This window comes from Flavobacterium sp. JP2137 (assembly GCF_050562195.1).
GTDB lineage: Bacteria > Bacteroidota > Bacteroidia > Flavobacteriales > Flavobacteriaceae > Flavobacterium.
In genome coordinates this window covers 291554-306233 of record NZ_CP191647.1, presented here as the reverse complement: position 1 = coordinate 306233, position 14680 = coordinate 291554, and the positions used below count along the sequence as shown (strand labels likewise).

Annotated in this window: 13 protein-coding genes; 6 read left to right on the top strand and 7 right to left on the bottom strand. The window is 42.6% G+C overall.

The annotated features are described in order from the left end of the window. Nucleotides 1-48: 48 nt before the first annotated feature. The 6 genes from ACQZ43_RS01325 to ACQZ43_RS01300 all read right to left on the bottom strand — a co-directional run bounded on the left by ACQZ43_RS01325 (nt 49) and on the right by ACQZ43_RS01300 (nt 4036). Nucleotides 49-489, bottom strand: a complete 441-nt coding sequence (locus ACQZ43_RS01325; RefSeq protein WP_430614035.1) for a KTSC domain-containing protein — start codon at nt 487-489, stop codon at nt 49-51. Nucleotides 490-696: 207 nt separating this feature from the next. Next, nucleotides 697-1323: a YiiX/YebB-like N1pC/P60 family cysteine hydrolase gene (locus tag ACQZ43_RS01320; RefSeq protein WP_430614034.1), complete on the bottom strand. Its 627-nt coding sequence runs from the start codon at nt 1321-1323 to the stop codon at nt 697-699. 12 nt (nt 1324-1335) lie between these two features. Next, nucleotides 1336-2064: a tRNA pseudouridine(55) synthase TruB gene (gene truB / locus ACQZ43_RS01315; RefSeq protein WP_430614033.1), complete on the bottom strand. Its 729-nt coding sequence runs from the start codon at nt 2062-2064 to the stop codon at nt 1336-1338. Nucleotides 2065-2069: 5 nt separating this feature from the next. After that, nucleotides 2070-2879: an undecaprenyl-diphosphate phosphatase gene (locus tag ACQZ43_RS01310; RefSeq protein ID WP_430614032.1), complete on the bottom strand. Its 810-nt coding sequence runs from the start codon at nt 2877-2879 to the stop codon at nt 2070-2072. Between the two features lie 28 nt (nt 2880-2907). Further along, complete coding sequence (locus ACQZ43_RS01305) at nt 2908-3150, bottom strand: DUF3098 domain-containing protein (RefSeq protein ID WP_430614031.1); 243 nt, start codon at nt 3148-3150, stop codon at nt 2908-2910. Between the two features lie 4 nt (nt 3151-3154). After that, nucleotides 3155-4036 carry a cell division protein FtsX gene (locus tag ACQZ43_RS01300; RefSeq protein WP_430614030.1) on the bottom strand — a complete coding sequence of 294 codons (882 nt, stop codon included), beginning with the start codon at nt 4034-4036 and terminating at the stop codon, nt 3155-3157. Nucleotides 4037-4328: 292 nt separating this feature from the next. On the opposite strand from ACQZ43_RS01300, the gene leuS reads away from it, so the two are divergent. After that, complete coding sequence (gene leuS / locus ACQZ43_RS01295) at nt 4329-7145, top strand: leucine--tRNA ligase (RefSeq protein WP_430614028.1); 2817 nt, start codon at nt 4329-4331, stop codon at nt 7143-7145. Nucleotides 7146-7187: 42 nt separating this feature from the next. Here leuS and ACQZ43_RS01290 read toward each other — a convergent pair whose 3' ends face one another. Continuing rightward, nucleotides 7188-7568: an SPOR domain-containing protein gene (locus tag ACQZ43_RS01290; protein ID WP_430614027.1), complete on the bottom strand. Its 381-nt coding sequence runs from the start codon at nt 7566-7568 to the stop codon at nt 7188-7190. Between the two features lie 217 nt (nt 7569-7785). Between ACQZ43_RS01290 and ACQZ43_RS01285 the strand changes: the two genes are divergently transcribed. The 5 genes from ACQZ43_RS01285 to ACQZ43_RS01265 are packed head-to-tail and all read left to right on the top strand — an operon-like array spanning nt 7786 to nt 14675. After that, nucleotides 7786-9057, top strand: coding sequence for a cytochrome c3 family protein (locus ACQZ43_RS01285; protein ID WP_430614026.1), 1272 nt, complete (start codon nt 7786-7788; stop codon nt 9055-9057). 31 nt (nt 9058-9088) lie between these two features. Then, nucleotides 9089-12139 carry a TAT-variant-translocated molybdopterin oxidoreductase gene (locus ACQZ43_RS01280; RefSeq protein ID WP_430614025.1) on the top strand — a complete coding sequence of 1017 codons (3051 nt, stop codon included), beginning with the start codon at nt 9089-9091 and terminating at the stop codon, nt 12137-12139. Between the two features lie 38 nt (nt 12140-12177). Then, nucleotides 12178-13590: an NrfD/PsrC family molybdoenzyme membrane anchor subunit gene (nrfD, locus tag ACQZ43_RS01275; protein WP_219290180.1), complete on the top strand. Its 1413-nt coding sequence runs from the start codon at nt 12178-12180 to the stop codon at nt 13588-13590. Between the two features lie 6 nt (nt 13591-13596). Then, nucleotides 13597-14121 carry a DUF3341 domain-containing protein gene (locus tag ACQZ43_RS01270; RefSeq protein WP_430614024.1) on the top strand — a complete coding sequence of 175 codons (525 nt, stop codon included), beginning with the start codon at nt 13597-13599 and terminating at the stop codon, nt 14119-14121. An 8-nt stretch (nt 14122-14129) separates the two neighbouring features. Next, nucleotides 14130-14675, top strand: coding sequence for a c-type cytochrome (locus ACQZ43_RS01265; protein ID WP_430614023.1), 546 nt, complete (start codon nt 14130-14132; stop codon nt 14673-14675). Nucleotides 14676-14680 lie beyond the last annotated feature (5 nt).

Here is a 14680-nt window from a genome sequence, read left to right as displayed (position 1 = left end):
GGGATTTACTGAGGTTCTTGTTTGCAAAAACCTCAGTAAATATTTTATTTATTCAGCGTTGGCTGTTTTTCTATAAATGAAATCACTGTAGATGTGTCTTCTGGCAAAACGCGCAGGAGAATCGGCATTGACCAATTTGATATAGGTGTTTCTCGGAACGCTAAAATATTCGTAGCTGCTGCCATCGGTAAACGCAATGGTCAACACAGAACGCTCGTAATTGAAATCTTGTATACTGGCCTTAGTGATGGTTTCTGTATATTCTGGCAAGGCGTTTGCAATGGTTTCCGGTGCAATGCTCACTAAGAAGTGATAGGCTTCAATGATTTTTTTACTCTTTTCTTCGGCTTCCAATTGAGCCTCCGGATTGTCTTGAATTTTATCGGGATGGAACTCCTTCATAAAATTGCGGTAAATCGTTTTTAATTCTTTTAACTCGGTGGTTTTTTCTACACCCAAAAGAGCTCTGTGACTGATAATTCTTTTCATAAATAAAATGAGGTCTTTATCGTTTCTATAGAAGAGCAACAACTGTGAAGCTCTAAAACAATAATTTCGGCAAAAGTACATTTATAAAATCAATTTTACGGTATCGAGGGCTATTTTCCTGATCGTTATGGTAAAAATCGAGAAATATGTGGCCAAACTACGCCCTTAAAAGAAACGCAAATCGCGCGTTTAGGTTTTTTTATAAGCCTATAAAGCGCCCAAGATATTGATTTTGTCCGAGGTCGAAATGCCTCCGGGGTTGCAGCCGGGCAGGCCTTCGGGTATGGGTTGACCCAATGCTTCAAAATAGGAAACCCAAACGGGGAAATAGTCGGCGGACCCCAGGGGTTTGTAAGTCATCGGGTAGAGTTTAAAAAACGGCTTTTTATACGCGTATTTAAAGGCGTCATAAATCAGTTCAGAGCAGTAGTATTTGCCGTTGTCATACAAAAAGTCATCGTCGTAAGGCAAGCCGATTTGCTCGGTGGCAAAGGCGATTGCTTCGGGAATCAATGACGTATATGCCTCCTTTACACGCCCCAGGTACATGGTCTGGGACGAGTAACTCAAAAACTGTTGTAGGGGAGTGCTTTTGACCGATTGGCCTCCGGCTTCTATCACAAAAGCTTGGTCCTCTTTAAGGACAACCAAGCCGATATGGTTGAATTTTAAATTTTTATAACCCGTAGTCACCTCGTTAATCGCGTCGCACATCGGTCCGCATTGGAGGTTTTGAAAGATCAAATCGCCGGATTGTAACACGAGCTTTTCCTGTGAAAAACAAGGGGTGCTAAGCAGTATATACAAGGCGAAAAGTTGAAGTTTCTGAATCATGACTAAGGGGTTTTACAAGGCGTCTTCTGGATTGGGTTTTTCGGCTATGCCCAAAACCAGGCGTTCAAAGTCTTCTACGGGAATGGCATTTTGAACGTCGTAATCGCCTATTTTGGTTCTGCGTAAGGCGGTTAAATGCGCACCGGAGTTTAGGGCTGCACCAAAGTCATAGGCCAGGGAACGGATGTAAGTACCCTTGGAGCAAACCACTCGAAAATCGAGCGTTGGCAATACTTGACTGGTCAGTTCGAAGGTGTCGATCGTCACTTTTCGCGCGACAATTTCCACCTCTTCTCCCTTTCGTGCGTGCTCGTAGAGGCGTATACCATCCTTTTTAATGGCGGAAAAAATGGGTGGCTTTTGGTCGATTTCACCGAGAAAACCCTGTCGGGCTTGTTCGATCAAATCCGCGTTTATATGGGCGGTGTCAAAAGTTTGGTCTACGGCGGTTTCCAAGTCGTAAGACGGCGTGGTAGCCCCGACGAAAAAACTGCCGGTATACTCCTTGATTTGGCCTTGCAATTCGGAAATCAACTTGGTCGATTTACCGGTGCAAACAATCAGTAATCCCGTGGCCAAAGGATCCAGGGTGCCGGCGTGGCCCACCTTGATCTTTTTGAGTCCCAAATGCTTTTTTAAAGCCCATTTAATCTTGTTGACCGCTTGAAAGGAAGTCCAATTCAAGGGTTTGTCAATCAATAGTATTTGTCCGTTTTGAAATTCTTCAGCGGATGTATTCATGCCCATTATTTTACGTATACAAAATAGATTAACAACAGAGATCCCACAACGATACGATACCAACCCCAAGGTTTAAAACCGTATTTTTTGATGATTTCTATAAAAAATTTAATCGCTAATATAGAGACTACAAAGGCGATGACGTTGCCCAACAAAAACAATTTGATGTTGTCGGGGTTTTGCAGCAGCAATTCGTAGCCCTTTAGACCGGTGGTTTCGTATTTCTTTAGCACTATGGCATAGACCGTTACTGCTAACATGGTGGGAACCGCGAGGAAAAAGGAAAATTCCGCAGCGGTTTGTCGCGTTAAACCCTGTTGCATACCTCCGATGATGGAAGCGGCAGAGCGACTGGTTCCCGGCATCATGGCCAAACACTGCCAAAAGCCGATGGTAATCGCCTTTTTAATGCTGATGTCCTCTTCTTGATGTACCGTGGGATTTTTAAAAAAACGGTCGATGAATAACAAGACAAAACCACCGATAATCAATACGATGGCAATGGGAATGGGCTCGCCCAATACCGCATCGATTTTTTCGTCAAAGATATAGCCCAATGCCAAAGCCGGTACTACGGCACAGGCGAGTTTAACATAGAAGTTTAAACGGCTAAAGTCAAAGAATTTGCGCCAGTACAATACCACTACGGCCAGTATAGCGCCAAATTGAATGGCGGTTTGGAACAGCTTTACGAAATCGTCGTTTTGTATCTCGAAATACGAACTCGTAAAAATCATGTGCGCGGTAGAGGATACCGGTAAATATTCGGTCAGTCCTTCTACAATAGCGAGAAGGATGGCTTGAATTAAATCCATTTATAAGGGGGTATATTTGTTGGAGCTACTACTTGGTGGTCTTTTTAAAAATAGAGTAAATACAAACTCCAAAGCCGATGAAGATAACGGTTGGAGCCAATCGGATTCTTCTAAAGTTAAAGATGGCATCGTTGAATTCGGCCGGATTGTCGTTGCCTCCGCCAGACATCAAGATGTAGCCCAGGGCAATGATTAGTATTCCTGCGATTAAAAACAGATAGTTGCTTTTGGCAAATAGAAAGTCGGTAGGCTGGTTGTCGTTCTTGTTCATATTTTTAGTATAATTCGTCGGATTTTAAATTTAAGAAACGCTGGGTGGCAAAAAACGTACTTATCGAAGTGATGATGATGCCCACCATAAAAATTCCCGCAGAGATGATCAATATGGGGATATAGTCTTCTTGAAAGCCCAATCCCAAAGAGGGGAAGCGCTGATCTAAGTAATAGGATACGCCAAACACGCCTAAAATGGCCAATAGCGAACCGATGATACCGAGCTTCATGCTGTGCCAGATAAAAGGTCGGCGGATAAAGGATTTCGTAGCTCCGACCATTTGCATGGTTTTGATGATAAATCGACTGGAGAAGATCAAAAGTCTTAGGGAGCTATTGATCAACAGCATGGCAACAACCGCTAAAAAGCTACTGATTACCAACATCCAAAAAGTGATGGTTTTGATGTTTTCGTTGACCAATTCTACCAATTGCTTGTCGTAGACCGTATCGCTAATCAGGGGATTGTTTTTGTATTCGAGTTCGATTTTTTTGATGCTATCCGACACGACATAGTCTCCTTTAAGGTGAATGTCGAAGGAGTTTTCCAAGGGGTTAAAGCCCAAGAAGTGCAGGAAGTCTTCGCCTATGATATCCTGATGGGATTTGGCGGCAGAATCCTTGGAAACATAGTGAATGTCTTTGACGTAAGGCGCGCTTTCCATATCCTTTTGGAATTGGGTCAATTCGGCTTCGGTGGCTTTATCGTTAAAATAGACAGACATCGGTATGGTTTCTCTAAAGTTGTTAGAGATCTTTTCGGAATTCATGATGAATAAACCCAGGGTTCCCAACAGGAAAAGCACCAGGAAAATACTCAAGATGACCGAAAAATAGGAAGAAATTAATTTTCTTTTTTGATATCTCTCAAAAGATGAAGCCATAGTTCTTTTTTTAAGGCGTAAAAATAATAAACAAAAACGGCTTTAAGCGATAATAACACCTAAAGATTTATATTTCTTATAAATATAGTGTATTTTTGCGTCAATTGATTTATTCGTTGTAGGAAAACCCACCAAGCGAGGCGGCTTCGGGCGCAAATCGGTGTTCTCAGGGGCAATCAACGTTTTAACTACGAGCAATGAGCTGTGGATTTGCCGGTGACGAGGGGTTTGTCGGAGGCAAATCTCGTCGCGTTCAGGCGATGCCACAGTACCTTAAAAACAATAACGAGATATGAAGTACCATCCCAATGAAATTGAGGCCAAGTGGCAAAGATATTGGAGCGAAAATCAAACCTTTAAAACAGAAGCTGTTTCAGACAAACCCAAGTATTTTGTGTTGGATATGTTTCCTTATCCCTCTGGTGCAGGACTGCACGTTGGGCATCCGTTAGGCTATATAGCATCGGATATCTACGCGCGTTATAAACGCCATACGGGCTTTAACGTATTGCATCCGCAGGGCTATGACAGTTTTGGATTGCCGGCAGAGCAATATGCCATTCAAACGGGACAACATCCGGCGGTTACCACAGCGGCCAACATTGAGCGATACCGCGAACAGCTGGATCGCATCGGTTTTTCTTTTGATTGGAATAGGGAGGTACGGACTTCAGAACCGGAATATTACAAGCATACACAATGGATTTTTATACAATTATTTAATTCGTGGTACAATTTGGCTGCGGATCGTGCGGAGCCCATATCCGATTTGGTGGCGATTTTTGCCACTCAGGGGAATCAAGGCGTTCAGGCGGTTTGTGACGAGGGCATCGCGATTTTTGACGCTGCGCAATGGACCGCTTTTAGCTCGGAAGAGCAAGAACGCATTTTGTTGCAGTACCGCATGACTTATTTGGCGGAAACCGAAGTAAACTGGTGTCCGGCTTTGGGAACGGTATTGGCCAATGACGAAATCATCAACGGACTCTCCGAACGCGGAGGTCATCCGGTAGTTCGAAAGAAAATGACTCAATGGAGCATGCGCATTTCCGCCTATGCAGACCGTTTGCTTCAGGGACTAGACACTATTGATTGGAGCGAAAGCCTCAAGGAGAGTCAGCGCAATTGGATTGGAAAATCCGTTGGAGCTTCGGTGGTTTTTAAAGTTGAGGATTCCTCGGAGGTTATCGAGGTGTTTACCACCCGTCCCGATACCATCTTTGGCGTTTCCTTTATGACTTTGGCACCGGAACACGATTTGGTGGCAAAAATAACAAGCCCGGCTCAAGAGTCGGCGGTTCAGGCTTATGTCGAAGCGACTTCAAAGCGAAGCGAGCGCGAGCGTATGGCCGATGTAAAAACCATTTCTGGCGTTTTTACCGGAGCCTATGCCGAGCACCCGTTTACCAAAGAGCCCATCCCGGTTTGGATAGGCGATTATGTATTGGCCGGTTACGGTACGGGGGCGGTTATGGCTGTTCCATCTGGAGACGACCGTGATTATGCCTTTGCCAAGCACTTTGGCTTGGCTTTTAAAAATATATTTAAAGACTGTGACATCTCGGAATCGGCCTATGCCGACAAAGAGCACTTCACCCTGGAAAACTCCGATTTTTTAAACGGACTTTCTTATAATGAGGCTACGGTTTTGGCGATCGAAAAACTCGAGGCCTTAAATCAGGGTAAGGGGAAGACCAATTACCGCTTGCGCGATGCGGTTTTTTCGCGTCAGCGCTATTGGGGAGAGCCCTTTCCTGTGTATTACGTAAACGGCTTGCCTCAGATGATAGAGGCGGCTCATTTGCCGATATTATTGCCCGAAGTAGAAAAGTATTTACCTACGGAAGACGGCTTGCCGCCTTTGGGGAATGCAACGGTTTGGGCTTGGGATCGTGCGGAAAATCGGGTGGTAGCCAATTCAAAAATAGACCATATTACCGTTTTTCCATTGGAGTTGAATACCATGCCGGGTTGGGCGGGTAGTTCTTGGTATTGGTTGCGCTATATGGATTCCGATAATACCGAAGAACTCGCCTCTGCCAAGGCTATTCAATACTGGCAAAATGTGGATTTATATATAGGAGGAAACGAACATGCGACAGGACATTTGTTGTACGCGCGTTTTTGGAATAAGTTCTTAAAAGACATCGGTGTGGTTCCCGTAGAGGAACCGTTTCAAAAGCTGATAAACCAAGGGATGATTTTGGGCAACAGCGCTTTTGTGTATCGAATCGAAGGAACGAATACCTTTGTGTCTAAAAACGCCATTACCGACCAAAAAGTACAGCCGCTGCACGTGGATGTAAGCTTGGTCAATGCGGCTAGTGAATTGAATTTAGAAGGATTTAAGGCCTGGCGTCCGGATTTTAACGATGCAATATTCGTTTTAGACGCAGATGGTAAATACATAGTAGGACACGAAGTCGAAAAAATGTCCAAATCGAAGTTTAACGTGGTTAATCCCGACGATATTTGCGAAGAATACGGAGCCGATACGCTGCGTTTATACGAGATGTTTTTGGGGCCTTTGGAACAAGCCAAGCCGTGGAATACCGCTGGTATAGTGGGAGTGTTTGGTTTTTTAAAGAAGATTTGGCGCTTGTATGCCGACGATAACGGCGTAGCGGTTGTCGATGAAGCACCTACGGCAGAGATGCTGAAAAGCCTGCATAAGACGATTAAAAAGGTGTCCGAAGACATCGAGAACTTTTCATTTAATACTTCGGTTTCACAGTTTATGATATGCGTAAACGAGTTGTCCCAACAAAAATGCCATCACCGGGCAATTTTGGAACCACTAGCTGTGGTTTTAGCACCGTATGCCCCGCATATTGCAGAGGAGTTTTGGTCGATTTTAGGACATGAGGGGTCGGTTTCTAAACAGCCGTTTCCAAAGTTTAACCCGGCTTATTTAGTGGAGAGTACCAAGGAATATCCGGTTTCTTTTAACGGAAAAATGCGTTTCAAATTGGAGTTGCCCATGGATTTAACCGCGGCGCAAATCGAGGAAATTGTCATGAAAGACGAACGGACAAAGGCACAGTTAAACGGGGTGCTGCCCAAAAAGGTAATCATAGTACCCGGCAAGATCATCAACCTGGTTGGTTAGTGCTATACAAAATAAAAAACCGCTCATATCGAGCGGTTTTTTTTATTTGTTGGGGCGTATGATCAGCGCGTTGGAAAAGGACGACTTAATCGATTGCAGGTTGCGTTCTGCTTCGATTCGCGTTTTAAAATTGCCCACCCAAACCTTGTACGATGGGTTGGTGTAAACGATGGTGCCATCCAGTTGTGGGTACAGCTGATTGAACTGCGAAAGCTTTCTTCGAGCCTCGGAATTGTTGCCATAAAATATTTGAATCTTAAAACGATCGCTCACCGTAGTCGAAGAATTGGTTTTTCGCTTCTCGTTTAGCAAATTAGAGAAGGTTGGGTCCTCTTGAATGCGCAGTTGTTGCGCTTGGGCAAGCTGTATATTTGTGCAACAAATTAAGCAGGATGCTGCTAATAGGTTTCTTAAAATTCTCATAATGAATTGTATTTGTAGCAAAAGTACGATATATATAAATAAATATGCACGACTCGTCTATTTAGAATAGGTATAAATTACATTTTAAGTCTGGTAAAGGTTTTAAGAGTAATTCATAAATTGTATTTTTGTCGGAGTTTATAAATAGGGTAGTTAATAGAACGCTAATTTTAGCACAAAAAAACTATCTAATTTAGTTGATAATCATTTTATAACTATGGAAAAAGTGGGTAACCATAATTCGTTTTCAAAGATTTTTTTCTTTTGTTTAGCGTTAATGCTATCGTTCTCTACAGTTTCATTTGCTCAAGATGCAGCAAAAGGTAGAGAAGTATTTAATTCAAACTGTGCGGCATGTCATAAGCTGGATGGAAATTCAACAGGGCCTGCGCTACGTGGTGTAGTCGAAAAACACGACACCGCCTGGTTGCACAAATGGATTAAGAGTAGTTCGTCTCTGATTAAATCAGGGGATGCAACTGCTGTAAAACTCTTCAATGAGTGGAACAAAGTCGTGATGAATGACTTCCCCGCTCTTTCTGATGAAGATATCGACAACATTTTAGCTTATACTTCTGAGCCGAAAAAGGAGGCTGTAGCGCCTGCTGCGACGGATGGTGGTAGTCAAGGTGGCGGTTCGAATGATATTTCGAACATGGTGGTCTTGGGTGCCTTAGTAGTGGTATTGTTGCTGTTGGTGGCGATGCTGTTCTTCGTGAAGAAAGTACTTAATAAAGTGGTGGAGGCTAACGGATTAACTCCGGAAGTTCGTCAGGTGGTTCCGATTTGGAAAGCATTTGCTAAAAACCAATTTATGGTGGTGCTAACAACTATAGTGTTTATTATGGTGGGTTCTTATTTTGCATTCGGTTTTATGATGCAAATAGGGGTGGATCAAGGGTACGAACCCGTACAGCCTATTCATTTCTCACATAAGATTCACGCTGGTGATAACGGTATCGATTGTAAGTACTGTCACTCTTCTGCACGTGTGAGTAAAACTTCGGGAATTCCCTCTTTGAACGTGTGTATGAACTGTCACAAAAGCGTAAGCGAATTTACCGGTGATGCAGGTGTAGACTACGGCGATTACAGCCCGGAATTCTATACAGCTGAAATCCAAAAATTATACGCTGCTGTTGGATGGGATCCTGCTGCTCAAAAGTATACTGGCGAAGAAAAACCAGTTAAATGGGTAAGAATTCACAATTTGCCAGATTTTGTGTACTATAATCACTCTCAGCACGTTTCTGTAGCTGGATTGGAGTGTCAGACTTGCCATGGTCCTGTAGAGGAAATGGAAGTGATGAGACAACATTCACCATTGACTATGGGCTGGTGTATCGATTGCCACCGCAAAACGGATGTGAAGATGGAAAACAACGAGTATTACGCGAAAATTCATGAGGAATTATCTAAGAAATACGGTGTGGAGAAATTGACCGTTGCGCAAATGGGTGGTTTAGAGTGTGGAAAGTGCCACTATTAAAAATAATTTAAGAAGCTAATATATATATACAATGGCATCAAACAAAAAATACTGGAAAAGTGTTGAAGAGCTGAATGATAATAGTTCTATTGTTGAGACGCTAAGAAACAATGAGTTTGTTGAAGAAATTCCTACAGATGAATTTCTAGGAGACAAAAACACTTTGTCTTCTTCATCAACTACTCGTCGGGACTTTTTGAAATACGTTGGTTTTTCTACGGCAGCAGCTTCTTTAGCAGCTTGTGAAGGACCCGTAATTAAGTCGATTCCTTATGTTGTTCAGCCGGAAGAGATTATTCCGGGAGTAGCGGATTTTTACGCTACTACGATTGCTGATGGTTTTGATTTTACGAATATTTTAGTTAAAACCCGTGAGGGGCGTCCGATTAAAGTAGAAAATAATAATTTGTCAAATGCCTTGTCTGGAGCTAATGCTCGGGTACATGCATCGGTATTGTCTCTTTACGATAACCTTCGTTTAAAGCAACCGAAAATGGAGGGCAAAGCAGCTTCTTGGTCCGATGTAGATGCTAAGATCAAAGCGAGCTTAGACGAAGCAAAAGCAGCGGGAAGCAAAGTGGTGTTGTTGACCAATACCATGGCGAGTCCATCGACTGATCGTTTGATCGGGGAATTTTTGACACTAAATCCTTCGGCCAAACACGTTATTTACGATGCGGTTTCTTCGACAGCAGCTTTAGATGCTTATCAAAGCGTTTACGGAGAGCGTGCATTGGCAGATTACGACTTCGGTCAGGCCGATTTAATCCTTTCTGTAGGAGCTGACTTGTTGGGTGACTGGCAAGGAGGTGGATACGATGCGGCTTACGGAATGAAGAGAATTCCGAAAAACGGCAAAATGTCTAAGCACATTCAGCTAGAGGCTAATATGTCTTTGTCTGGTGCGAATGCAGATAAGAGAATTTCCATGACCGTAGCAGAGCAAAAGTTGGCTTTGGTTAAAATTTATAACATCGTTGTTGGCGGTATGGTTACTGTTGGCGCTGTGGCTAGAGATAAGGAAGTGGAAATTGCAGCCAAACAATTAAAGGCTGCGGGTGCTGGTGGAGTTTTAGTTTCTGGATTGGAAGATGTAAACGCGCAATTGTTGGTGTTTGCCATTAACCAAGCCTTGGGTTCTAAAGCGTTTTTACCATCAAAGCCAAAATACGTCCGCAAGGGAAATGCCGCTGAAGTAGCGCAATTGGTAAAAGACATGAATGCAGGTGCTGTGCACACGTTGATCATGAGCGGGGTAAACCCGGTTTACACTTTGCCTAATGCAGCAGCGTTCGAAGAAGGACTGAAAAAGGTTAAAACATCTGTGACTTTCTCGCTTAAAGAGGACGAAACAGCTTTACATACAACCATAGCGGCGGCTTTGCCTCACTACCTGGAATCTTGGGGTGACGTGATGATGCGCAAAGGACATTACAGCGTAATGCAACCGACGATTCGTCCGCTATTTGATACCAGACAATTGCAAGAGGCTTTGTTGGTGTGGAACGGCAGTACTACGGCTTATTACGATTATTTGAAATCCGTAGGCGGTTCTGTATTGGACGGGGTTACTTGGAATAAATTAGTTCACGACGGTTTTGCAGAATTTGCAGCGTCTAACGAACAAAACGCAGGATACGATTACGCAGCAGCTGCAGCTACTTTAGCTCAAACGAAGAAAGCAGCAGGTCTGGAATTGGTATTGTATACCAAAACTGGAATGGGCGACGGACAACAGGCAAACAACCCTTGGTTGCAAGAGTTTCCAGATCCATTGACTAGAGTATCTTGGGATAACTATCTGACTATTTCTAAGGCAGATGCCGCTTCTTTTGATCTTAAGAATTATCACGTTGCCAACGGTGGTCTTAATGGAAATTATGCTACTATAACGGTAAACGGGGTGGCTTTGGAAAACGTTCCGGTATTGATTCAACCAGGTCAGGCTGCTGGAACAGTGGGATTGTCTTTCGGTTACGGTCGTAAGGCTGCGATGAAAGAAGAGATGCAAGTAGGTGTGAATGCCTATAAATTATACAATGATTTTAATACGGTTCAGTCGGTAACCATCGAGAAAACTAAAGGGGAACACGAATTTGCTTGTGTTCAGTTGCAGAATACTTTGATGGGAAGAGGGGATATTATTAAAGAAACCACTCTAGAGGTCTTTAATTCTAAAGACGTTAGAGATTGGAACATCATTCCGATGGTTTCTTTGGATCACCAGTCTGTTCCGGCGAGTTCTGTGGATATATGGGAGTCTTTTGACCGCAGTGTTGGACACCATTTCAATTTGTCTATCGACTTGAATGCTTGTACGGGTTGTGGGGCTTGTGTTATCGCTTGTCACGCCGAAAACAACGTTCCAGTAGTAGGAAAATCGGAAATCCGTAGAAGTAGAGATATGCACTGGTTGCGCATCGACCGTTACTATTCTTCTGAAGATACTTTCGCAGGAGATGTGGATGTGAAAAACAAAGCTAAAGGATTTACAGAAAACTACAGTACTTTCAAAGAACTAGAGGAATCTGCAGACAATCCACAGGTGGTTTTCCAACCGGTAATGTGTCAGCATTGTAACCATGCACCCTGCGAGACAGTATGTCCGGTAGCCGCGACATCTCATGGGCGTCAAGGTCAAAACCACATGGCGTACAACCGTTGTGTAGGTACGAGATATTGCGCGAACAACTGTCCGTATAAAGTAAGACGTTTCAACTGGTTCTTATATAATAAAAATAGCGAGTTTGACTACTACATGAATGATGATTTAGGTCGTATGGTGTTAAATCCAGATGTAAATGTACGTTCACGTGGGGTTATGGAAAAATGTTCTATGTGTATCCAAATGACCCAATCGACCATTCTTACTGCTAAGAGAGAAGGTAGAGCGGTGAGTAAGGATGAATTCCACACGGCTTGTTCTGCAGCTTGTTCTAGTGGTGCTATGGTTTTCGGTGATGTCAATGACAAAGAATCGGACGTGGCTAAATTAGTGGAAGATGATAGAATGTATCATTTATTGGAGCATATTGGAACAAAACCAAACGTGTTTTACCACGTAAAAGTTAGAAATAACTAAAAATAACTAATTATTAATTAAGAAACTTATAAAGGATTATGTCGTCACATTACGAAGCACCCATTAGAAAACCTTTAGTTATAGGTGATAAATCTTATCACGATATAACAGTTGATGTGGCTAGACCTGTTGAGGGGAGAGCTAACAAACAATGGTGGATAGTTTTTTCGATTGCTTTAGCCGCTTTTCTTTGGGGAGTTGGTTGTATGATCTACACGGTCGGTACTGGTATCGGTACGTGGGGATTAAATAAAACAGTTGGATGGGCTTGGGATATTACTAACTTTGTTTGGTGGGTAGGTATCGGTCACGCGGGAACGTTGATTTCTGCCGTACTCTTACTATTCAGACAGAAATGGAGAATGGCCATTAACCGCTCTGCGGAGGCCATGACTATCTTCTCTGTTGTTCAAGCGGGTTTATTCCCAATTATTCACATGGGACGCCCTTGGTTGGCGTACTGGGTATTGCCTATTCCAAATCAATTTGGATCATTATGGGTGAACTTTAACTCCCCATTACTTTGGGACGTTTTTGCGATCTCTACGTATTTATCGGTATCATTGGTTTTCTGGTGGACTGGTTTATTACCCGATTTCGCCATGTTGAGAGATAGAGCTATTACCCCATTTACCAAGAGAATTTATTCGATCTTGAGTTTTGGATGGAGTGGTAGAGCTAAAGACTGGCAACGTTTTGAAGAGGTTTCTTTGGTATTGGCCGGTTTGGCTACACCATTGGTACTTTCGGTGCATACCATCGTATCTTTTGACTTTGCTACCTCAGTAATACCGGGATGGCACACGACAATCTTACCGCCTTATTTCGTGGCTGGTGCGATCTTCTCTGGATTTGCAATGGTAAACACCTTGTTGATCATCATGAGAAAAGTGTCTAACCTAGAAGATTATATTACCGTACAACACATCGAATTGATGAACATCGTTGTGATGATCACCGGATCGATAGTGGGGGTCGCCTATATCACCGAATTGTGGGTAGCTTGGTACTCTGGAGTAGAGTATGAGCAATACGCGTTCTTGAATAGAGCAACAGGACCTTACTGGTGGTCATATTGGTTAATGATGACTTGTAACGTGATTTCTCCACAGGTAATGTGGTTTAAGAAAATTAGAACGAGCATTATGGCTTCTTTTATCATCTCTATCATTGTAAACATAGGGATGTGGTTCGAGCGTTTCGTAATTATTGTTACGTCTTTACACCGTGATTATTTACCTTCTTCTTGGACGATGTTCCAACCTACTTTTGTAGATGCGGGTATTTATATCGGAACTATTGGATTTTTCTTTGTACTTTTCTTATTATATTCTAGAAGTTTCCCTGTAATTGCGCAAGCAGAGGTGAAAACGATTTTGAAATCATCTGGTGATAATTTTAAAAGAGCGAGAGCCGCCAATCACGACAACAATCAATCTTTAAATCATTAATTCGGTATGAGTACTAAAGTTATACACGCGATTTACAATGATGATGATGTTTTGTTACACGCAGTTGCTGAAACCAGAGCTGCCCATCATCATATCGAAGAGGTTTACACACCTTTTCCTGTTCACGGTTTGGACAAAGCTATGGGCTTAGCGCCTACTAGAATTGCCATAGCTTCATTCTTATATGGATTAGTGGGACTCGCTTTTGCAACGTTCCTGATGAATTATGTTATGATTGAAGATTGGCCACAAGACATTGGGGGAAAACCGAGTTTTAGTTATATTCAAAACATGCCGGCTTTCGTGCCTATTATGTTTGAGTTAACCGTGTTTTTCGCTGCCCACTTAATGGTAATTACTTTTTATCTAAGAAGTAAATTATGGCCTTTTAAAGAAGCTGAAAATCCCGATGTAAGAACAACTGACGACCATTTCTTAATGGAAGTTGCTCTAAAAGGCAACGAAGAAGAAGTGATTGAGTTCTTTAAAAGTACGGGTGCGGTAGAAGTAAAAGTAATCGATAAAGAATAATGGTAGAAATGAAAACTATATATAAAATAGCAGCTTTAGTAGGGGTTTCCGTATTGACTACTTCTTGTTTTAATAAAGAAAGACCCAACTACCAGTTTTTTCCGAATATGTACGAATCTGTAGCTTACGAAACATATTCTGAATCAGCAGCTTTTAAAAACGGTAAAGAAGGTCAATTACCCGCAGAGCACACTGTGCCTCGTGGATTTGAGCCTTATGAATACGAAAACACAACCGAGGGATTAGATGCTGCAAGAGCTAACCTGAAATCGCCTCTAGCAGATACCGAACGCGGTTCTGATAAAGGAAAAGAGTTGTATACAATTTATTGCTCTGTTTGTCATGGCGATAATGGTGATGGAAAAGGTAACTTAGTGAAACGCGAGAAATTTCTTGGAGTTCCTAATTACGCTGATCGTGATTTAACTGAAGGAGGTATATTCCACGTAATTACTTATGGATTAAACTCCATGGGATCCCACGCAAACCAATTGAGTCAACACGAACGTTGGTTGGTTACGGATTACGTGTTGAAATTGAAATCAGAATTATAATTGTA

Coding starts and splice junctions, on each gene's coding strand:
- ACQZ43_RS01290 (WP_430614027.1), bottom strand. CDS start 7,568: ATGAGAATTTTAAGAAACCTATTAGCAGCATCCTGCTTAATTTGTTGC.
- ACQZ43_RS01280 (WP_430614025.1), top strand. CDS start 9,089: ATGGCATCAAACAAAAAATACTGGAAAAGTGTTGAAGAGCTGAATGAT.
- ACQZ43_RS01310 (WP_430614032.1), bottom strand. CDS start 2,879: ATGGATTTAATTCAAGCCATCCTTCTCGCTATTGTAGAAGGACTGACC.
- truB (WP_430614033.1), bottom strand. CDS start 2,064: ATGAATACATCCGCTGAAGAATTTCAAAACGGACAAATACTATTGATT.
- ACQZ43_RS01265 (WP_430614023.1), top strand. CDS start 14,130: ATGAAAACTATATATAAAATAGCAGCTTTAGTAGGGGTTTCCGTATTG.
- leuS (WP_430614028.1), top strand. CDS start 4,329: ATGAAGTACCATCCCAATGAAATTGAGGCCAAGTGGCAAAGATATTGG.
- ACQZ43_RS01320 (WP_430614034.1), bottom strand. CDS start 1,323: ATGATTCAGAAACTTCAACTTTTCGCCTTGTATATACTGCTTAGCACC.
- ACQZ43_RS01305 (WP_430614031.1), bottom strand. CDS start 3,150: ATGAACAAGAACGACAACCAGCCTACCGACTTTCTATTTGCCAAAAGC.
- ACQZ43_RS01325 (WP_430614035.1), bottom strand. CDS start 489: ATGAAAAGAATTATCAGTCACAGAGCTCTTTTGGGTGTAGAAAAAACC.
- ACQZ43_RS01285 (WP_430614026.1), top strand. CDS start 7,786: ATGGAAAAAGTGGGTAACCATAATTCGTTTTCAAAGATTTTTTTCTTT.
- ACQZ43_RS01300 (WP_430614030.1), bottom strand. CDS start 4,036: ATGGCTTCATCTTTTGAGAGATATCAAAAAAGAAAATTAATTTCTTCC.
- nrfD (WP_219290180.1), top strand. CDS start 12,178: ATGTCGTCACATTACGAAGCACCCATTAGAAAACCTTTAGTTATAGGT.
- ACQZ43_RS01270 (WP_430614024.1), top strand. CDS start 13,597: ATGAGTACTAAAGTTATACACGCGATTTACAATGATGATGATGTTTTG.